Below are 17,606 nucleotides of genomic sequence, written 5' to 3' on the forward strand. Positions count from 1 at the left end.
CCCCCCCCCCCCCCCGCGCGAAAGAGCGGCTTGGCCTGCCGCAAGTCTTTGCAATCTTGCCTCCCGGGGACGGCTCGGCCAGTTTCCCGCCGACAAGATACCGGGGGGATACACCGTGACCATGGGCCGCACTCTACTTGCAATGGCGCTTGCCGCCCTTCCCGCTGCAGCTTCGGCGCAGGATCCGGCCGGTGTACTGGTCGCCGACAGCGGCGATACGGCCTGGATCCTCACGGCATCCGCTCTCGTCCTGCTCATGACCCTGCCCGGGCTTGGCCTGTTCTACGCCGGTCTGGTCAGGGCCAAGAATGTCCTGTCGGTCCTGCTGCAGGTGGCTGCGATCGCCAGCGTCGCCTCTGTCCTGTGGGTAGTCACCGGCTACACGCTGGCCTTCGGCGCATCGGCGGGAGGATGGATCGGCAACGGCATTTTCTGGATGTTCGGAAATCTCGGCCAGGTGCGCGAAGGCACGACCATTCCCGAAAGCACCTTTGCCCTGTTCCAGATGACCTTCGCCGTGATTACCCCGGCGCTGATGGTCGGGGCGTGGGTCGACCGGGCGCGCTTCGGCTGGGTGGTCGCGTTCTGCGCCTTGTGGGGCCTCGTGGTTTATGCCCCGGCGGTCCACTGGGTCTGGGGCGGCGGCTGGCTCGCCGGACTGGGGACGCTGGATTTCGCAGGCGGTATCGTCGTCCATACCACAGCGGGCATCTCCGCGCTGGTCATCGCCCTGTTGCTGGGCAAGCGCGAGGGGTTCCTGAAGACCGCAATGCTGCCCCACTCACCGGGACTGACGATGGCAGGCGCAGCGCTGCTGTGGGTCGGCTGGTTCGGCTTCAACGGAGGCAGCGCGCTGACGGCCACGGATGACGCATCCGCTGCCATCATCAATACCCATGTGGCCGCCGCGACAGCCTCGCTGACGTGGATCCTGCTCGAGAAGGTCAAGCTGGGGAAGGCGACCAGCGTGGGCTGGGCCACCGGCGCCATCGCCGGGCTCGCCACGATAACGCCCGCGGCCGGTTTCATCGGCCCCGGCGCGGCCATCCTGCTGGGGCTCGCAGGCTGCCTTGCCTGTTACGGCTGTCTCCAGCTGGTGAAGTTCCGGCTGGGCATCGACGACTCGCTGGACGTTTTCGCGGTTCACGGCGTGGGAGGGATCGTCGGATCGATCCTGCTCCCGCTCTTCCTGATGCCAGCCCTCGGCGGCCTGGGCTACGCAGAAGGCTACGACTTCACCAGCCAGCTCGTCGCCCAGCTGATCGGTGTCGGCGCCGTGGCCTTGTGGAGCGCGGTGGCGACCGTCATCCTCGCCCTGATGTGCAGCGTCGTCTTCCCGATGCGGGTCAGCGAGGAAGAGGAGCGCGACGGCCTCGACATATCCAGCCACGGAGAGCGTGACTGGATCGTCGACTGAGAGCCGTCCTCACTCGCCCGTCAAAATCCGGTCCACCAGCTCCTTCACCGTCGGAGTGAAGTTGTTCGAGTAGAACGGATCGGTCTTGAACCGGTAAGCTGCGTGACCCGCAAAGGCGAGGTTGTCGTCGGGATCGCCGCCATGGGCGATGTCCTGCAGCGTTTTCTGGATGCAGAAGCTGCGCGGATCGGCAAGGCGGCCCGTGGTGTAATCGTCGTGGTCCTTCCAGCTCGAGAACTGGCAATGCGACAGACAGCCCATGCAGTCCTGCTGGTCCTTGCGGATTTCGTCGCGCTTGTCCGGCGTTACCCACACGAGCGTATCCTCCGGGGTCTTCAGCGCCTCCGTATGGCCTTCGCCGAACCACACTTTCGCCCGGTCGTAATCCTCGGCAGAGACGTACATCTTCTTGCCCTTCACGCCGAAATCGAGCTGCCGCGAATGCACCTCGGTCTCTTCCTTGGCAAAGGCAATCTGCCGCTCGCTGCGATGCAGCAGATCGTAGAGGAACGGGGTTTTTACCGCGCTCGAATAAAAGCCCGTCGGGGAGAATTTGTGCAGCAGGACGTCGCCTTCGTCGAGCGTGCGCAACATGTCCTTCCAGACCTGCGGAATGGGGCTTTCCTTCGTCAGGAGCGGGCGCGTGCCGAACTGGAACATGATCTTGCCGATCTCCGGATTGTCGATCCAGTCGTTCCATTCCTTCAGCTGCCAGACCCCGCCCGCCATCACGATGGCCACGTCTTCACTGACGCCTTCCTTGCGCATGGTTTCGCGAAGGTCGCGGACACGGGGATAGGGATCCTGCGGCTGCCGCGGGTCCTCTGCATTGGACAGCCCGTTGTGACCGCCCGCGAGCCACGGGTCCTCGTAAACGACTGCCGCCATCAGGTCCGGAACCTTGGAATAGCTGCGCTTCCAAAGTGCGCGGAACGCGCGGGCCGACGACACGATCGGCAGGTAGTGCACATTGTGGCGGGCCGCGATTTCCGCAAGCTTGTAAGGCATGCCCGCGCCGCAAGTGACGCCGGTGATCATGCCCGGGGTGTTCGACAGGACGCCTTCCAGCACTTCCTGCGCGCCGCCCATTTCCCACAGGACATTGATGTTGATCGCGCCCCTGCCTTCGGACATTTCATAGGCGCGCTTCACCTGCTCGGTCGCGCCGTCGATGGCATACTGGATCAATTGCTGATGGCGTTCCTTTCGGGTCGCCGCGTCGTAGACCTGGGGGATCGGGTTGCCGACCTCGTCATAGCTGTCGGCGTTCACGGCACTGACCGTGCCGATGCCGCCCGCCGCGGCCCAAGCGCCGGAGCTCATGTGATTGGTGGCAGAGACACCCTTGCCGCCTTCTACCAGAGGCCACACCTCGCGTCCGCCATAGGAAACCGGCTGTAAACCCTTGAATGCCATGAAAAATCCGTTCTCAGATCAAATTAGTTCGAACCGCCCCCGGCGGCTCCGTTCGCAGCCTGCGCTGCCGACCCGCTGCACGTTTCGATCGTGCTGGGTTCGGGCCTCGTAGCGGCTCTGCGGAACTGTGCATAGTACCCGGCAAGTTCCGGCGCGTTGCGGAAGGTGTCGAGCGTGAAACCGACCTGCTCGAATTCGCAGGCCAGAAGGAACGGGTTGATCCCGTGCCTGTCGGTCGGGCGGTCGACATCGACCACGATGACCATTCCGCCTTCCTTCAAGGCAGGCCACATCCGCCACAGGAAAGCGTAGGGTTCTTCCACCTCGTGATACATGTGGACCAGGAAAACCCGGTCGAAACTGTCGTCCGGCAGGCGCGGATCGTCCGGCGCGCCTAACTTGATCGAAACATTGTCGAAACGCTCCCGCTCAACCCGGCGCCCGAGGCGCACGATGGCATCGTCGTCGATGTCCTGCGCCAGAACGCGGCCTTCCGCCCCCACGCGCTCTGCCAGGCGGACCGTGTAATAGCCCTCGCCCGCACCGATATCGGCAACGGTCATGCCGGGTTCGATCTCGGCGAAATCCATCACCGTCTGGGCTTCGCCGCGGCTGTCGCGCGCGGTTTCAGTGCTGAACTGGTTGCTCCCGAGATCTGAAACCGGGCGGTCGGGAAGCGGGAATTCGCGCGAACTTTCAGGCCGGTCGCCTTCGGGCGGAACCGGCTCGCACGAAGCCAGCACGCCTGCGAAGCTGGCGCAAAGGGCAAAAGAGGCTGCACGCCTCACTCCACGTCCTCCACCTCCACCGTCTCCCCGGTGACCCGCTGGGCAAGGGCCGCGGAGATATACTCGTCGATCGCCCCGTCCAAGACCGCATCGGGCGATGACGACGTCACGCCGGTGCGAAGGTCCTTCACCATCTGGTACGGTTGCAGGACATAGGACCGGATCTGGTGGCCCCAGCCGATATCGGTTTTCGCTTCGTATTCCGATCCGGCAGCCGCCTCGCGTTCCGCCATCTCGCGCTCGTAAAGGCGCGCCTTCAGCATGTTCATCGCGGTCGCACGGTTCTTGTGCTGGCTGCGGTCGTTCTGACTCGCCACCACGATGCCGGTCGGCTGGTGGGTGATCCGCACCGCGCTGTCGGTCGTGTTGACGTGCTGACCGCCTGCACCCGACGCGCGGTAGGTGTCGATCTTCAGGTCGCTCTCGTTGATCTCGACTTCGAAATCGTCGTCGATCACGGGATAGACCCATACGCTGGAAAAGCTCGTATGGCGCCGGGCGGAACTGTCATAGGGACTGATGCGAACGAGGCGATGGACGCCGCTTTCCGTCTTTGCATAGCCGTAGGCGTTGTCGCCCTTGATCAGCAGGGTCGCGCTCTTGATACCGGCCTGATCGCCGGCCTGATATTCGACCGTCTCGACCTTGAAACCGCGGCGTTCCGCCCATCGGCCATACATGCGGAACAGCATTTCGGCCCAGTCATTGCTTTCCGTTCCGCCCGCGCCGGCATGGATTTCGAGATAGGTGTCGTTTCCGTCCGCCTCGCCCGAAAGCAGTGCCTGCACCTTGTCCGCATCCGCGCGGTCGGCCAGTTTCGCGAGGCTGGCGAGGCCGTCATTGACCACGTCCTCGTCGCCTTCGGCCTCGCCCATCTCGACGAATTCGATGGCATCCGCCATTTCCGCGGAGATTTCGTTCACCGTATCGACCGCGGTTTCGAGCAGCTTCTGCTCGCGGTTAACGGCCTGCGCTTCCTTGGGGTCGTTCCACAGGTCGGGGTCCTGGACGCGGGCATTCAGCTCGTCCAGGCGGCGAAGGGCACGCTCCCAGTCCAGCGACTGCCGCACCAGCGCCAGAGCAGCTTCGATACGGTCGATATGGCCTTGTCCTTCGGCGCGCATCAGACGGTTTTTCCGTAAGTTCGTGTGGTCGAGATCATGTCACAGGCAAGTAGCGATTGCCGCGCGATTAGCAACCGCGCGGTATCGTGCGTCGGACTGACCAGAGGCGGCGTAGCATCCGCTGTGCCCCTCAGTAGATGCCGCCCTGTTCCTCGGCAAAGCTCTCTGCCGGTTCCTCGGCCCTGGCGGGCGCGGAGGTCGTCGCTGTCCTGCGCGAAGCGGCGGTCGAGGCGCGGGCCTTGCGGATCAGTTCGAGAATTTCGGCGCGCTTGGACGCGATCTCGTCGGCAGCGGTAGCCCGGGGCGGTTCGGTATCGGGTTTGAAAGTTTCCCAGATAACCGCAGCCTTGTCGTCGCCGCTTGGCCAGGCATCGAACACCCGTTTGCCCGTGCGGCGATCGATCCGGACCATGCGGACCCCGGCGGGAGCAACGGCCGCCCTGTCGCTCCACAGGTCTCGCGATCCGCGGATCAGGTCCTTGATGATCGGTGCCGCGATTGTCCCGCCCTGTGCGTAACCGCCCATATTGCGCGGCTGGTCGAAACCGACATAGGCCCCGGCCACGATGTCCTGCGTCCCGCCGACGAACCACACGTCCTTGGGACCCGTAGTGGTGCCGGTCTTGCCGAACAGCGGCAGGTCGATCGAATTGAGCGTGGTAGCCGTGCCGCGCTGCACCACCCCTCGCAGCATGTGCATGGTCTGGAACGCGGTGCGCGCATCCATGACCTGTTCGCCTTTCAGCCCAAGACGGGGCATCGGCTGCCCGTCCCATTCGGCCATGTTGCAGCCCTCGCAATCGCGATTGTCGGCCCGCCAGATGACCTTGCCGCGCCGGTCCTGGACATAATCGATGACCGTCGGCTGGTTGAACCGCCCATGATTGGCGAGCGCGCCATAGGCTGCGACCATCTTCATAACGGTAGTCTCGCCTGCGCCGAGCGCGAAGGCCGGATAGGGGTCGTACTGGCCGATGCCCAGAGCATCGATCTGCTTCACGACATTGGGCATTCCGGCCGTCATCGCGACCTGGACGGTCATGACGTTCTGGGACTGCTCCAGCCCGTAGCGGAGCGGATATTGCCCGCTGCGACCGCCGCGGAAGCATTTCTCGCCGTAGCGGCTGCCTTGGTAGTAACAATAGCGGCCGTTATCGATCTGCGTCGCCGGAGTCATGCCGTTGTCGAGGCCGGTCGCATAGACGAAGGGCTTGATCGTGGAGCCGGGCTGCCGCTTTGCCTGTGTGGCGCGGTTGAAACTGCCGAGCCGGCTGTCGAACCCGCCCTGCATTGCATAGACGCGTCCCATCTGCGCGTCCTGCACCACGATGCCGCCTTGTGCTTCTGGCACGGTTCGCACAGCCCAGTTGCTGCCCGAGGGCGCGACAACGATAACGTCGCCTACGGCGACCGCATTGGGCATTCCGACCAGCGGGCCGCTCTCACCGTCCGCGAATGCGATGGTTGCCTGCGAGCCGGACCGCTCGGTCACGACGCCCACGCGCCAGTTTTCGTAATTGATGCTGAGGGTCGAACTCGCGAGTTGGCGCACCATGTCGCCATCGTCCGGATTGACTGTCGCTATGGGTCCGCCCCAGCCGCGTCCAGCATGATAACGAAGCAGCCCCGTGCGCAGAGCATCGCGGGCAGCATCCTGCATTTCCATGTCGAGCGAGGTCCGCACCCAGAGGCCGCCGGCATAGACGCTGTTTTCGCCGTCTTCTGCCGTCTCGCCGAACCGCGCCATCAATTGGCGGCGGACTTCCTCGAGGAAATACCCGGCATCGGCCGAACGCTGGCTGCGCTGGTTCACCAGCCCGAGCGGAGTGGAGCGCGCGGCCTGCGCCGCACCAGCGGATACGAAATCGTTCGCCACCATCTGCGACAGCACGAAATTGCGGCGGTCGAGAGCGGCCTGTTCATTAGCCTCGCGGCCATAACGTTCCGGAGCCTTGGGAAGGATCGCAAGGAACGCCATCTCGTTCAGGTCGAGATCGGCAACATCCTTGTCGAAATAGGCCCGCGCTGCGGCCTGCACGCCGAAGCTGCGCCGCCCGAGCGGGATTTCGTTGAGGTAGAGGGTAAGGATTTCTTCCTTGGTCAGCACCGCCTCGATACGGCGGGCGAGAACCATTTCCTTCAGCTTGCGCGTGACCGAATATTCGTCGCCTAGCAGCAGATTCTTCGCCACCTGCTGGGTAATGGTCGAACCGCCGACCGCGCGTTGCCCGGACCCGAACTTGGTCGCGTAATCGAAAACGGCGTTCAGCGTGCCGGTGAAGTCGACCCCGCCATGGCTGAAGAAGGTCTTGTCTTCGGCCGCAAGAAACGCCTCGATCAGCTGTGGCGGATAATCTTCGTACTGCAACTGGACCCTGCGTTCGCGCGCATAGGAATGGACGATCTCGCCATCGATCCCGCGCACGACGGAGGGCAGCGGTGTCTCGTAACCGACCAGCGATTCCGCATCGGGCAGGTCGCGCGCCAGGACCATCCACAATGCAAGCAAGGCAAGCAGCGCTGCGCCCGCCGCGTAGGACACCCAGCGCAGCCAGCGCTTTTCCGTCCAGTGTCGCTTCACGAATGCCAGCGCGCCCGACGCTTCGCGACGAATGCGGTAACGGAACGATTCTTGTGATTGGCCGTCAGTCATGATCGAAGAGGGCGCCTAGCACGGCGATCCTGTCCCGTGCCATAACGAAAAGCCCCTGCGCCCATTTTGCCCACCGCAAAGGCCATTTCCCGCCGTCAGGCGCCACTCTGGCGCGCGAAATAGATGCGGATGGCCCGGGTCATGATGCGGGCGAAATTCTCGCGCCCCTCCTCCGATGCGAGCGCTCTCGCCTCCTCCGGATTGGTGATATATCCCGCCTCGTAGAGGATTGCCGGCACATCGGGAGCGCGCAGGACTGCCAGTTCTGCCGAGCGGCGGGTCTGCGGATGAAAGCTGAGCGTTCCGTCCCCTTCACGCACGACCAGTTGCGAGAACTCGGACGAATTCTGCTGCACCCGTCGCTGCGACAATTGCACCAGGATCGAACTGATCGCCTCGCTCTGCCCTTCTACCGACACGCCGTTCAGCCGGTCCGCGTCGTTCTCCCGCTCGGCGAAGCGGGCTGCGGCTTCGCTCGATGCCTCGCGCGACAGGGTGTAGATGCTCGCTCCGCTTACGCCGCTGACATCCCCCGCACTGTCGGCATGGATGGACACGAACAGGTCGGCACCCAGCCTGCGGGCGATCTCGGGCCGTTCCTGCAGCACCAAAAAAGTATCGTCCTCGCGCGTCATGGCGACCCTGATACCGCCCGCCTGCAACAATTCGCTTTTGAGGGCCTTTGCCAGGCCCAGCACGATATCCTTCTCGCGCACGCCGTCCTGAACGGCTCCCGGATCCTTCCCGCCATGGCCGGCATCGATGACGACCAGCGGGCGGGACCGGTCTTGCGGGCCGGAGATTTCTGGAAGGTCGACCGGATCGCCAGCCTCGGGCAGCGCCAGCCTCAACACATAGTCCCGGCCCAGATGCGGCACCGGGATCGTAAGGCCGAACGCATAAAGGGCGCCCACCAGGATTAGCGGCGCGAGAAAGATAAGCCAGATCTGCGTTCTGAGCGACATACGGCGCGATGCTTAGGGCGTGGCGGGGGCGAAGCGCAATATGGTTGCCGCTTCGGCGACAGGGTGCTAGCACGATTGTCCCAAGCCGAACCGGCTTTTCCAAGATGGCAACGGTTCGGCAACCCATGCAGCCCTACGTGTGCTGCCGGGTACGACAACAGGTTGAAGCGACAATGCAAATCCGCCCCGCCAACACCACGACGCAGCCTGCGGGCCGCGCCGTGTGTCATGGCCAGGCGATTGCGGACACTCACCGCCTTGCATTGCCTGCAGACACGCATTTCCGAGGCCGGACGGCAGAGCGTCCAGCCCCTTTCATACCGACCGCACGCGCTTTCGATGCGCGCGGTCTTCACACATATCTGCGCCCCTCCCCTGTCTCTCGCATCCCCATAGGGGCTGTCTGGCGGGGGCATGGCGCATGGAGAATACTACATGGCAACGCGCATGCTTATCGATGCGCGCCACACGGAAGAAACCCGGGTGGCGGTCCTCAAGGGAAACCGGATTGAGGAGTTCGACTTTGAATCTGCCGATCACAAGCAGATCAAGGGAAATATCTATCTGGCCAAGGTCACGCGGGTTGAACCCTCGTTGCAGGCCGCGTTCGTAGATTTCGGCGGCAATCGCCACGGCTTCCTCGCCTTCAGCGAAATCCATCCCGATTATTACCAGATTCCGCAGTCCGACCGCGAGGCACTGCTTGCTGAAGAAGCAGAAGCGGCAGAGGAAGAAGCTCGTCTTCGCGCAGAGGAAGAAGACCGCGGCGAAATGCCCGGTGACGAATACGATGCTGAAGACGAGGAAAGCGGCGAAGCTCTTGCCGAGGACCTCGCCGAAGACGGTGTCGAGGAAATCGATACCTCCGACAAGGAAAAGGTCGCCACGATCGAGGAAGGTCACGTCGATGGCGACGATGACGATTCCGACGACGAGGACGACGACGACGACGAAAGTTCGGAGGAATCTGGCAAGCGCGGTCGCCGTGGTCGTGGACGCCGCCAGGGCAAGGGTAAGGGCAAGGGCCGCAGCCGCGCCAAGGAAGTCGACGACGTGCGCGCACGTCGCCAGGCGCTTCGCCGCCGTTACAAGATTCAGGACGTTATCCAGCGCCGCCAGGTCCTGCTCGTACAGGTCGTGAAGGAAGAGCGCGGCAACAAGGGCGCCGCCCTCACCACCTATCTCAGCCTTGCGGGCCGCTATACCGTCCTCATGCCGAACAGCAGCCATGGCGGCGGTATTTCGCGCAAGATCAACTCGGCCAGCGACCGCAAGCGGCTGAAGCAGATCGTGGGCGACCTCAACCTGCCCAAGACCATGGGCCTGATCGTTCGCACGGCAGGCATCTCGCGCACGAAGACCGAGATCAAGCGCGATTTCGACTATCTCGCCCGGCTGTGGGACGGGATCCGCGAAACGACGCTGTCGAGCAGTGCGCCCAGCCTGATTCATTCCGACAGCGACCTGATCAAGCGCGCCATCCGCGACATTTACAACCGCGAGATCGAGGAAGTCGTTGTCGAGGGCGAGGATGGCTACAAGGCGGCGAAACAGTACATGAAACTGCTGATGCCCAGCCACGCACGCCGGGTGAAGGCCTATTCCGATCCCGTTCCGCTGTTCCAGCGCTATGGCGCCGAAGACCAGCTTCGCGCCATGTACGACCCGGTGGTCCAGCTCAAATCGGGTGGCTACCTCGTCATCAACCCGACCGAAGCGCTCGTCTCGATCGACATCAACTCCGGCCGCTCCACCAAGGAGCATGGCATCGAGCAGACCGCGCTCGCGACGAACCTGGAAGCGGCGAAAGAAATCGCTCGCCAGCTGCGCCTGCGCGACATGGCGGGCCTGGTCGTCATCGACTTCATCGACATGGAGCGGATGGGCAATATCCGGAAGGTCGAGCGGTGCATGAAGGATGCGCTGAAGAACGACCGCGCGCGCATCCAGGTCGGCCGGATTTCCGGCTTCGGCCTGATGGAAATGAGCCGCCAGCGCCTGCGCACGGGCGTGCTGGAGGCATCGACCCGCGAATGTCCGCATTGTGACGGCACGGGACTGGTCCGCACCGCGTCCAGCGCCGGTCTTTCGGCCCTGCGCCTGATCGAGGACGAGGCTGCCAAGGGCAAGGGAACCACGATTACCCTGTCCGCCAGCACCGAGGCTGCCGTGTACCTGCTGAACAGCAAGCGTTCGGAACTCCAGGAAATCGAAGATCGCTACAATGTCAGCGTCGAAGTCGTGCCCGAAGGCGAGGACGAAGGCGCGAAGATGACCATTGGCAGTTCGGGTCCCAAACCTACCGAAGCCCCGAAGTTCGAGCCTATCGTCGATGAAGACGACGACGCGGATGACGATATCGCGGCAGATGACGACGAGGACGGCGACGACCGTGATGACGACCGTGATGACGATCGTCCGCGCAAGAAACGCCGCCGCCGGGGTGGCCGTGGTCGCAACAAGAACCGCAATCAGGACGGCGACAATTCCGCCGACGATAACTCGGACGAGAACGCCGACGACACTTCGTCCGATGCATCGGGTACTGGCGACGGCGACGACGAAAACGGGGACCGCCCCAAGAAGCGTCGTCGGCGCGGTGGCCGCAGGCGTGGCGGACGTGGTCGCGGCGGCAATAATGGCGGCGAGAACGGCTCGGACAACTCCGAAGCGAACGAAGGCGATGCCGCAAACGGCGCCGAACAGCTGGAGGAAGTGTCGGAGCATGTGAAGGACGACATGGCGGTTGTCGCCGGTCCGGACGATGCGCCGGAAGCTGCGGAAGCTATGGCTGAAGACGACCAGCCGGCGGAGAAGCCCAAGCGCAAGCGCGCCCCGCGCAAGAAAGCGGACATCACGCCGGACAGCGCCTCTGCCGAGGTCGAAGCGACCGACAAGGAAGAGAAACCGAAACGCAAGCGAGCTCCCCGCAAGAAGGCAGACGCCGACGAGAAACCTGCCGGTGGCGAAGACGCCTCCGAAGCAACTGAGGAGAAGCCTAAGCGCAAACGCGCCCCTCGCAAGAAAGCCGAGGTTGCTGCCGAGGAAGTTGCCGAACAGGTGAAGGAAGACGCCGCGGTGGTTTCCGGCCCCGACGACGCTCCGCAAGCGGCTGAGGCGATGGCCGAGGAAGAGGAAAAGCCTGCCAAGCCCAAGCGCGGCGGCTGGTGGCAGCGCACCTTCGGCGAATAAAACTCCGTCGCCAGGAAAAGATCGGCCCGCACATTCTTTCGGGAATGTGCGGGCCTTTTCTTACCCAAGCATCAAAAGTCCTGCGGCGACCAAATCTCGTTGTCAGGCGCCCCGTTTCACGCCGATTCCCCATTCCATCCAGCCGACGGTTTTGGGCGTTCCCGGCGCATAACGCGCACCGAGGCGCTCCACATCGAAGCCGCCCTTCGCTACTGCACCGCTGACGGGCCGGGTCAGGTGACAGCCCCCGGCCAGCGGTTTCCAGTACGGTTCAATCCGCCGCTGCCACTTGATAACCCTTCGTTCCGGCGCGCGGCCATGCTCGAGGTAAAGCAGCCTTCCTCCCGGCTTCAGGATACGGCGCAGCTCGCTCAGGACCTGCGACTGGTCGTTCACGGAACACAGCGTGTAGGTGCAGACGACCGTGTCGAAACTTGCATCGGCGAACGGGATGGCCTCCCCTACCCCTTGCCGAATATCCGCAGCCCAGCCCTTCCGTTCGGCCTCTGCGCGGGCATAGTCGAGAAGCTTTTCCCCCGGGTCTATCCCGGCATAGCTGGTGACGGAGCTTTGTTCGTAGAAACGCTGGTTGATACCGCCGCCACAACCGATCTCGAAGACATCGCCGCTTGCGAGCGGCACGATTTTCGATCGAAATTTCATGATTGCCGGCGTTCCGCAGGCCAGCCTTATGACACGCGGTACGCCGTGCCGTTCCCACCACTGAGCAAGTCCCATGCCGAACCTCCAGTCCTTCGCGTAAAGAAGTATGGCACATTTTTTCCCGGAACAGGAGAATGCTCCTCGATACATCGCCCGACGAAAACGGCGGGCGCCTGATACGCTTTGCGACGAGGCGGGACTTCCCCCGCACTCGCATTGCGCCTAAGCGCGCGGGAAACAGCGCGAGAATTTTGCATGACGGGAATCGCCCCCCTTTCCATCCCCGAAGAAGCCAAGGAACGCATCAAGACGCTGTTCATGGCCAAGCATGCCCTCTGGGGAGGCGGGATGCACCCGGAGGATGGCAACCATGCAATCTATCATCACGAGGTCCGTACGACGCTCGAAAGCCTCGGGCTGAACCTGGAATTCGCCAACAGCTACGACGTTCTGTTCGAACCCCCGCAGGTCGATTTCATCTTCCCGCTCCTCAATCGCGGCGGCTTCGTGAACTCCGAGATGCTGATCCCGGTGCTCAGCAACATGCACCGCATCCCGTATCTGGGCGCGATGCCGTTCCTGCGCGGGCTGGGCGACGACAAGAGCGTGTCGAAACTGGTGTGCGACCATGCGGGCGTGCCGACTGCCCCGTGGTTCGGATATCGCCGCGGGGCGCCGGTGCTGGAGAAGGACCTGCCGCCATCCCCGGACGGCCGCTGGGTCATCAAGCCCAACGCCTCCTCGGCCAGTTGGGGCATCTCGGACGCGCATGACTGGCAGGGTGTCACGAATGCGATCGCCAATATCCACGGGCAGGGTCACGACGCCATCGTCGAGCCGTATCTCGACGGGTACGACGTGCAGTGCGCCTTCATCACGATCAACGACCGGCCGACGGCCCTTCCCATGCTCTGGTACGAGCGGGAAGACACGCAGAAGCTGTGGACCTATTACGAGAAACGCGACCTGGTCCAGAATACCGAGAAAGCGGCGCTCAAGCGGTTCGAACACGCAGACCTTGCCGCCAAGGTCGAGGATTACGCCAAGCGGGTTGCGCAGGAATTCGTCCCGTTCGATTACGGGCGGATCGAATTTCGTGTCGACCTCAAGACCGGCGACATCAATTTCATCGAGATCAATCTCAACTGCAACCTCTGGTCGGAAAAGGTCATGGCCAAGGCTGCAGCGCAGGCCGGGTTCAGCCATGCCGACCTGCTGGAAACACTGCTTGCCGAAGCATGGCGCCGCAACGGCCTGATTCCGGCGCCGGGCACCTGACGGAGAAACACCGATGTCTGCAACCGCCATTACTGTCATCGTCCTTGCCGCCCAGCGGACCGGAGTGATCAATCCGCTCGCGACCCGTGCCAGCGTCAGTCACAAATGCCTCGCCCCCATTCGCGGCAAGGCACTGATCCGCCACGTCATGGAAACGCTGGTTACGGTGCCGAATGTGGAGGCGATCCGGGTTTCCGTAGAACCCAAGGTCCATGCGGAACTCGAAGTCGTTCTGGCCGACTATGCCTCGCCCGAATTGCCCATCACCCTTGTCGCCAGCGACGAGAATATCGTGGAAAGCGTGGTGAAGGCCGCCGGGGAGAGCGAAGGGCCCTTCGTGGTGACGACCGCCGACAATGTCCTGCTGACCCGCGACGCCGTGGCACAGGTCGTCGATGCCATGCGGGAAGCCGATGCCGTCATCGGCATCGCGCGCGAGAAGAACGTGAAGGCCGCGCACCCCGAAGGCCAGCGCAATTACTACGGCTTTTCTGATGGCGGGATCGCCAACTGCAATCTCTACGGACTGTCGAGCCGGAAGGCATTCAAGGCGGCAGAGGTTTTCCGCGAGGGCGGGCAATTCATGTCCAATCCCGGCCGGATGATCCGCGCATTCGGACTGCTGAACATCGTCCTGCTGCGCGCCGGCCTGATGAAACTGCATCCTGCAATGGAGGTGTTGAGCGACCGGCTGGGCGCCACGGTAAAGGCTGTCGAATTCGAAGACGGCGCGCTGGCAATCGATGTCGATAACGAGCGGACCTATGCCGTATGCGAGGAACTGCTGCCAGGCCGTCCGGCGAAGGTATGAAGCGGGAAGCCCGAAGGCACGAAGCCTAGTCTTGTACGCGCTCACCCTTCCAATCGAACTGATAGCCGCTGTCTTCCGGCCCCAGGCCGTCGATCACGGACAGCAGATTGCCTGCAGCCTCGTCGGCCCCGGTCAGTTGCCCTTCCGGCAGGTTCGACTGGAATGGCAGGGACAGGTCCGTATCGACCGTCCCCGGGTGAAGCGAGACGGCAAGCGCCTGCTTGTGCGTGCGTGACAGCTCAATGGCGAAATTCCGCACCAGCATGTTGAGCGCCGCCTTGGATGCGCGGTAGCTGTGCCAGCCCCCGATACGGTTATCGCCGATCGAACCGACCCGTGCCGACAGGGCTGCGAAGACGCTCCGCTCTTTCCGGTCGAACAAGGGTAGCAGGACTTTCGCAATGAGGGCCGGCCCGATCGCATTCGCCCGCATTACCCGCTCCATCGTATCGGCATCGATCTGCCTTACGCTCCGCTCGGGGCCTTTTCCGTCCGGCAGGGTCAGGACGCCGGTTGCAACGATCACCAGTTGCGGGGGCGCATCGGCTATCAGCTTGCCGACCGCATCCAGCGAAGCAGGGTCGTCATAGTCGAAGCGGAAGGGAAGGATGCTGTCTTCTGCGGGCACGTCCCCGCTGCGCGAGCCGGCATAGATGGTTTCAACCCCGCGCGTTTGCAGGATCCGTACCAGCGCATTGCCGATCCCGCCGCTCGCGCCGAAAACAGCCGCGCGGGTAAAGGGGGGGTATTGTCCGTCTGCCATGCGATCAGGACGATCGGCGGTGTCACAATGTTCCGTTTCCGCAACAGAAAGGCTTGTTGGAAGATAGGCCGTTCGGCCAGCTTGTGTCGCGCGGCGTAATCGTTAGATAGAGGGCCAGAAACAGCAGGATCTCGATAGACCAATGGCCACTTTTACCCTCCCAAAGAATTCCAAGATTCGCGAGAACGGTGAGACGCACCGCGCCGAAAGCGGTGGCCGGGTGAAGAAATTCAAGGTCTATCGTTACGACCCCGACGCAGGGGAAAACCCACGTTACGACACGTTCGAAGTCGATCTGGACGATTGCGGACCGATGGTCCTCGACGCGCTGTTCAAGATCAAGAACGAGATCGATCCGACGCTGACCTTCCGCCGTTCCTGCCGCGAAGGTATCTGCGGTTCCTGCGCGATGAACATGAACGGGAAGAACGGGCTGGCCTGTACTTCCGCCATCGAGGACATGAAGGGCGAAATCCGCATCACGCCCCTGCCCCACATGGAAGTGATCAAGGACCTGGTTCCCGACTTCACGCATTTCTACGCCCAATATGCCAGCATCCGCCCCTGGCTGCAGACCGTGACCCCGACCCCCAGCGGCAAGGAACGCCTGCAATCGCCGGAACAGCGTGAACAGCTGGACGGGCTTTACGAGTGCATCCTGTGCGCCTGCTGTTCGACCGCGTGTCCGTCCTATTGGTGGAACAGCGACAAGTTCCTTGGCCCCGCCATCCTTCTGCAGGCCTATCGCTGGTTGGCGGACAGCCGGGACGAGATGACGGGCGAGCGTCTGAACGAGCTGGAAGATCCCTTCCGCCTCTATCGCTGTCACACCATCATGAACTGCGCCAATGTCTGTCCCAAGGGCCTCAGCCCGGCGAAAGCCATCGCCGAAACCAAGAAGATGATGGCCGAACGCACGATCTGATCGCGCGTGAAGAACCCGCCCAGCTTCTTCGACTGCGAGCCGGTCGATGGCGAACCCGGCTGGTATAGCTGGGACCTGAAGGACGACACCCGCTTCAATGCCGTCGTCATGGGGCCCTTGCGCGTGCGGCAGGAAGGCGAGCGGGCGCGTCTGCGCATGATGCCGCAGCAGAGGCATACCAATCTGCAGGACATGATCCACGGCGCAATTACGCTGTCGCTGATCGACATCGCCTTGTTTGCAGGGATGCACATGCTCCGCGAAAGCGATGCCGGAATGGCCGTCACGCTGGAACTGTCGACCCAGTTCACCGGGGCCGGAAAGGTCGACCGGCCATTGGACGCCGTGGTCGAGGTGATGCGCGAAACAGGGCGCCTGATGTTCCTCAGGGGCGAAGTCGTACAGGGCCCGGACGACAGCCACCTTGTCGCAGCCTTCAGCGGGATCGTGCGCAAGGCATCGGCTCCGAAAGAGCGGTCGTGAGCGGCATACTGGCGCGTTATGACGGGCTGGTCGCGTCCGGCGAACTACGCCCGGACGACGAGCAAGCGGCCGTCGCTGCCAGGCTGGAAACATTGCAGGCGGCCTTGGAAAAAAGCGAGGAAACCGGCTTTTTCGGGAAGCTTTTCGGCAAGACACCGCAGCAGCCTGAAGGCGTCTACATGTGGGGCGGCGTCGGGCGCGGAAAATCCATGCTGATGGACCTGTTCCACGCTACGCTGGAGATTGAGGGCAAGCGCCGCGCTCATTTCCACGCCTTCATGCAGGACGTCCATCGCCGCCTGCGCGAGGCCCGCAAGAGCGAGACGGGCGATCCCATCCCGCCCGTGGCGGCGGATATCGGTGCGGATCTGCAATGCCTCGCCTTCGACGAGATGGTGGTGAACAACAGCGCCGATGCGATGATCATGAGCCGGCTGTTCCGCGCGCTGATCGTCGATGAAGGCGTATCCATCATTGCCACATCGAACAGGCCGCCTTCGGATCTCTACAAGGACGGACTGAACCGCGAGCATTTCCTGCCCTTCATCGCCTTGATCGAGGACCGTCTGGACGTCCTGCCACTGAACGGGCCGACCGACTATCGCCTCGACCGGCTCGGCGACCTCGAAAACTGGCATACCCCGCTGGGGGACGAGGCTACGGCGCAGGTTCGCGAGGCTTTCTTCAGGCTGACCGATTACGAGCCGGAGGATGGCGAAGTGCCATCGATGGAGCTGCCGGTCGGCGACAAGCGATCCCTCCATGTACCCAAGGCGCTGAAAGGCGTGGGTGTCTTCAGTTTCAAGCGGCTGTGCGGGGAAGCGCGGGGCGCGCCCGACTACCTCGCCATTGCGCAGGAATTTCACACCGTCATCATCGTCGGCATCCCGCAAATGGGCCCCGATATGCGTAACGAGGCCGCGCGCTTCGTCACCCTGATCGATGCCCTGTACGAATACCGCGTCAAGTTGTTTGCGACCGCAGATGCGGAACCTGACGATCTCTATACGGCGGGCGACGGCAGCTTCGAATTCGAACGCACGGCCAGCCGCCTGATGGAAATGCGCAGCGCCGATTACATGGCGCTGGGGCACGGGGCGTCCGGAGAAGAAAAGTAGGAACTGGACG

At 63.1% G+C, this 17,606-nt stretch carries 14 protein-coding genes; 7 read left to right on the forward strand and 7 right to left on the reverse strand.

Annotation, left to right across the window (positions count from 1 at the left end):
- Window positions 1-121 precede the first annotated feature (121 nt).
- Window positions 122-1,417: an ammonium transporter gene (locus ACGHJ7_RS11070; protein ID WP_390477470.1), complete on the forward strand. Its 1,296-nt coding sequence runs from the start codon at window positions 122-124 to the stop codon at window positions 1,415-1,417.
- A gap of 9 nt (window positions 1,418-1,426) precedes the next feature.
- Here the strand turns inward: ACGHJ7_RS11070 and ACGHJ7_RS11075 are convergent, their stop codons facing one another.
- The 5 genes from ACGHJ7_RS11075 to ACGHJ7_RS11095 all read right to left on the reverse strand — a co-directional run bounded on the left by ACGHJ7_RS11075 (window position 1,427) and on the right by ACGHJ7_RS11095 (window position 8,363).
- The gene (locus ACGHJ7_RS11075) at window positions 1,427-2,833 is read right to left on the reverse strand and encodes an NAD(P)H-dependent flavin oxidoreductase (protein ID WP_390477472.1); all 1,407 of its coding nucleotides are present in this window, start codon (window positions 2,831-2,833) and stop codon (window positions 1,427-1,429) included.
- A 23-nt stretch (window positions 2,834-2,856) separates the two neighbouring features.
- The gene (locus ACGHJ7_RS11080) at window positions 2,857-3,621 is read right to left on the reverse strand and encodes a class I SAM-dependent methyltransferase (protein WP_390477475.1); all 765 of its coding nucleotides are present in this window, start codon (window positions 3,619-3,621) and stop codon (window positions 2,857-2,859) included.
- On the reverse strand, window positions 3,618-4,745 hold the full coding sequence (gene prfB, locus ACGHJ7_RS11085) for a peptide chain release factor 2 (RefSeq protein ID WP_390477477.1): 1,128 nt from the start codon (window positions 4,743-4,745) through the stop codon (window positions 3,618-3,620). Before prfB ends, ACGHJ7_RS11080 begins: the two co-directional genes overlap by 4 nt.
- Before the next feature lie 130 nt (window positions 4,746-4,875).
- On the reverse strand, window positions 4,876-7,398 hold the full coding sequence (locus ACGHJ7_RS11090; protein ID WP_390477480.1) for a penicillin-binding protein 1A: 2,523 nt from the start codon (window positions 7,396-7,398) through the stop codon (window positions 4,876-4,878).
- A gap of 95 nt (window positions 7,399-7,493) precedes the next feature.
- Window positions 7,494-8,363, reverse strand: a complete 870-nt coding sequence (locus ACGHJ7_RS11095) for an N-acetylmuramoyl-L-alanine amidase (protein ID WP_390477482.1) — start codon at window positions 8,361-8,363, stop codon at window positions 7,494-7,496.
- A gap of 435 nt (window positions 8,364-8,798) precedes the next feature.
- Between ACGHJ7_RS11095 and ACGHJ7_RS11100 the strand changes: the two genes are divergently transcribed.
- Window positions 8,799-11,555, forward strand: coding sequence for an Rne/Rng family ribonuclease (locus ACGHJ7_RS11100; RefSeq protein ID WP_390477484.1), 2,757 nt, complete (start codon window positions 8,799-8,801; stop codon window positions 11,553-11,555).
- A 102-nt stretch (window positions 11,556-11,657) separates the two neighbouring features.
- Here ACGHJ7_RS11100 and ACGHJ7_RS11105 read toward each other — a convergent pair whose 3' ends face one another.
- Complete coding sequence (locus tag ACGHJ7_RS11105; protein ID WP_390477487.1) at window positions 11,658-12,293, reverse strand: class I SAM-dependent methyltransferase; 636 nt, start codon at window positions 12,291-12,293, stop codon at window positions 11,658-11,660.
- Between the two features lie 180 nt (window positions 12,294-12,473).
- Between ACGHJ7_RS11105 and ACGHJ7_RS11110 the strand changes: the two genes are divergently transcribed.
- The gene (locus ACGHJ7_RS11110) at window positions 12,474-13,496 is read left to right on the forward strand and encodes a phosphoribosylglycinamide synthetase (RefSeq protein WP_390477489.1); all 1,023 of its coding nucleotides are present in this window, start codon (window positions 12,474-12,476) and stop codon (window positions 13,494-13,496) included.
- A gap of 13 nt (window positions 13,497-13,509) precedes the next feature.
- Complete coding sequence (locus ACGHJ7_RS11115) at window positions 13,510-14,307, forward strand: NTP transferase domain-containing protein (RefSeq protein WP_390477492.1); 798 nt, start codon at window positions 13,510-13,512, stop codon at window positions 14,305-14,307.
- Between the two features lie 25 nt (window positions 14,308-14,332).
- Here ACGHJ7_RS11115 and ACGHJ7_RS11120 read toward each other — a convergent pair whose 3' ends face one another.
- Window positions 14,333-15,070, reverse strand: coding sequence for an SDR family NAD(P)-dependent oxidoreductase (locus ACGHJ7_RS11120; RefSeq protein WP_390477495.1), 738 nt, complete (start codon window positions 15,068-15,070; stop codon window positions 14,333-14,335).
- 142 nt (window positions 15,071-15,212) lie between these two features.
- On the opposite strand from ACGHJ7_RS11120, the gene ACGHJ7_RS11125 reads away from it, so the two are divergent.
- From ACGHJ7_RS11125 to zapE, 3 genes are read left to right on the forward strand one after another with little or no spacing between them, the layout of a single operon-like run.
- On the forward strand, window positions 15,213-15,995 hold the full coding sequence (locus ACGHJ7_RS11125) for a succinate dehydrogenase iron-sulfur subunit (protein WP_390477497.1): 783 nt from the start codon (window positions 15,213-15,215) through the stop codon (window positions 15,993-15,995).
- A gap of 6 nt (window positions 15,996-16,001) precedes the next feature.
- Window positions 16,002-16,478 carry a PaaI family thioesterase gene (locus ACGHJ7_RS11130; protein ID WP_390477500.1) on the forward strand — a complete coding sequence of 159 codons (477 nt, stop codon included), beginning with the start codon at window positions 16,002-16,004 and terminating at the stop codon, window positions 16,476-16,478.
- Window positions 16,475-17,596: a cell division protein ZapE gene (zapE, locus tag ACGHJ7_RS11135; RefSeq protein WP_390477503.1), complete on the forward strand. Its 1,122-nt coding sequence runs from the start codon at window positions 16,475-16,477 to the stop codon at window positions 17,594-17,596. Before ACGHJ7_RS11130 ends, zapE begins: the two co-directional genes overlap by 4 nt.
- The last annotated feature ends 10 nt before the right edge of the window (window positions 17,597-17,606 follow it).

Origin of the sequence: Altererythrobacter sp. MTPC7 (genome assembly GCF_042851395.1) — a bacterium.
Lineage (GTDB): Bacteria > Pseudomonadota > Alphaproteobacteria > Sphingomonadales > Sphingomonadaceae > CAJXSN01.

What these genes read in the sequence shown, in the direction of transcription:
- prfB (WP_390477477.1), bottom strand. Translation starts at nt 4,745, where the DNA reads ATGCGCGCCGAAGGACAAGGCCATATCGACCGTATCGAAGCTGCTCTG.
- ACGHJ7_RS11125 (WP_390477497.1), top strand. Translation starts at nt 15,213, where the DNA reads ATGGCCACTTTTACCCTCCCAAAGAATTCCAAGATTCGCGAGAACGGT.
- ACGHJ7_RS11090 (WP_390477480.1), bottom strand. Translation starts at nt 7,398, where the DNA reads ATGACTGACGGCCAATCACAAGAATCGTTCCGTTACCGCATTCGTCGC.
- ACGHJ7_RS11110 (WP_390477489.1), top strand. Translation starts at nt 12,474, where the DNA reads ATGACGGGAATCGCCCCCCTTTCCATCCCCGAAGAAGCCAAGGAACGC.
- ACGHJ7_RS11100 (WP_390477484.1), top strand. Translation starts at nt 8,799, where the DNA reads ATGGCAACGCGCATGCTTATCGATGCGCGCCACACGGAAGAAACCCGG.
- ACGHJ7_RS11095 (WP_390477482.1), bottom strand. Translation starts at nt 8,363, where the DNA reads ATGTCGCTCAGAACGCAGATCTGGCTTATCTTTCTCGCGCCGCTAATC.
- ACGHJ7_RS11070 (WP_390477470.1), top strand. Translation starts at nt 122, where the DNA reads ATGGGCCGCACTCTACTTGCAATGGCGCTTGCCGCCCTTCCCGCTGCA.
- ACGHJ7_RS11120 (WP_390477495.1), bottom strand. Translation starts at nt 15,070, where the DNA reads ATGGCAGACGGACAATACCCCCCCTTTACCCGCGCGGCTGTTTTCGGC.
- ACGHJ7_RS11075 (WP_390477472.1), bottom strand. Translation starts at nt 2,833, where the DNA reads ATGGCATTCAAGGGTTTACAGCCGGTTTCCTATGGCGGACGCGAGGTG.
- ACGHJ7_RS11105 (WP_390477487.1), bottom strand. Translation starts at nt 12,293, where the DNA reads ATGGGACTTGCTCAGTGGTGGGAACGGCACGGCGTACCGCGTGTCATA.
- ACGHJ7_RS11115 (WP_390477492.1), top strand. Translation starts at nt 13,510, where the DNA reads ATGTCTGCAACCGCCATTACTGTCATCGTCCTTGCCGCCCAGCGGACC.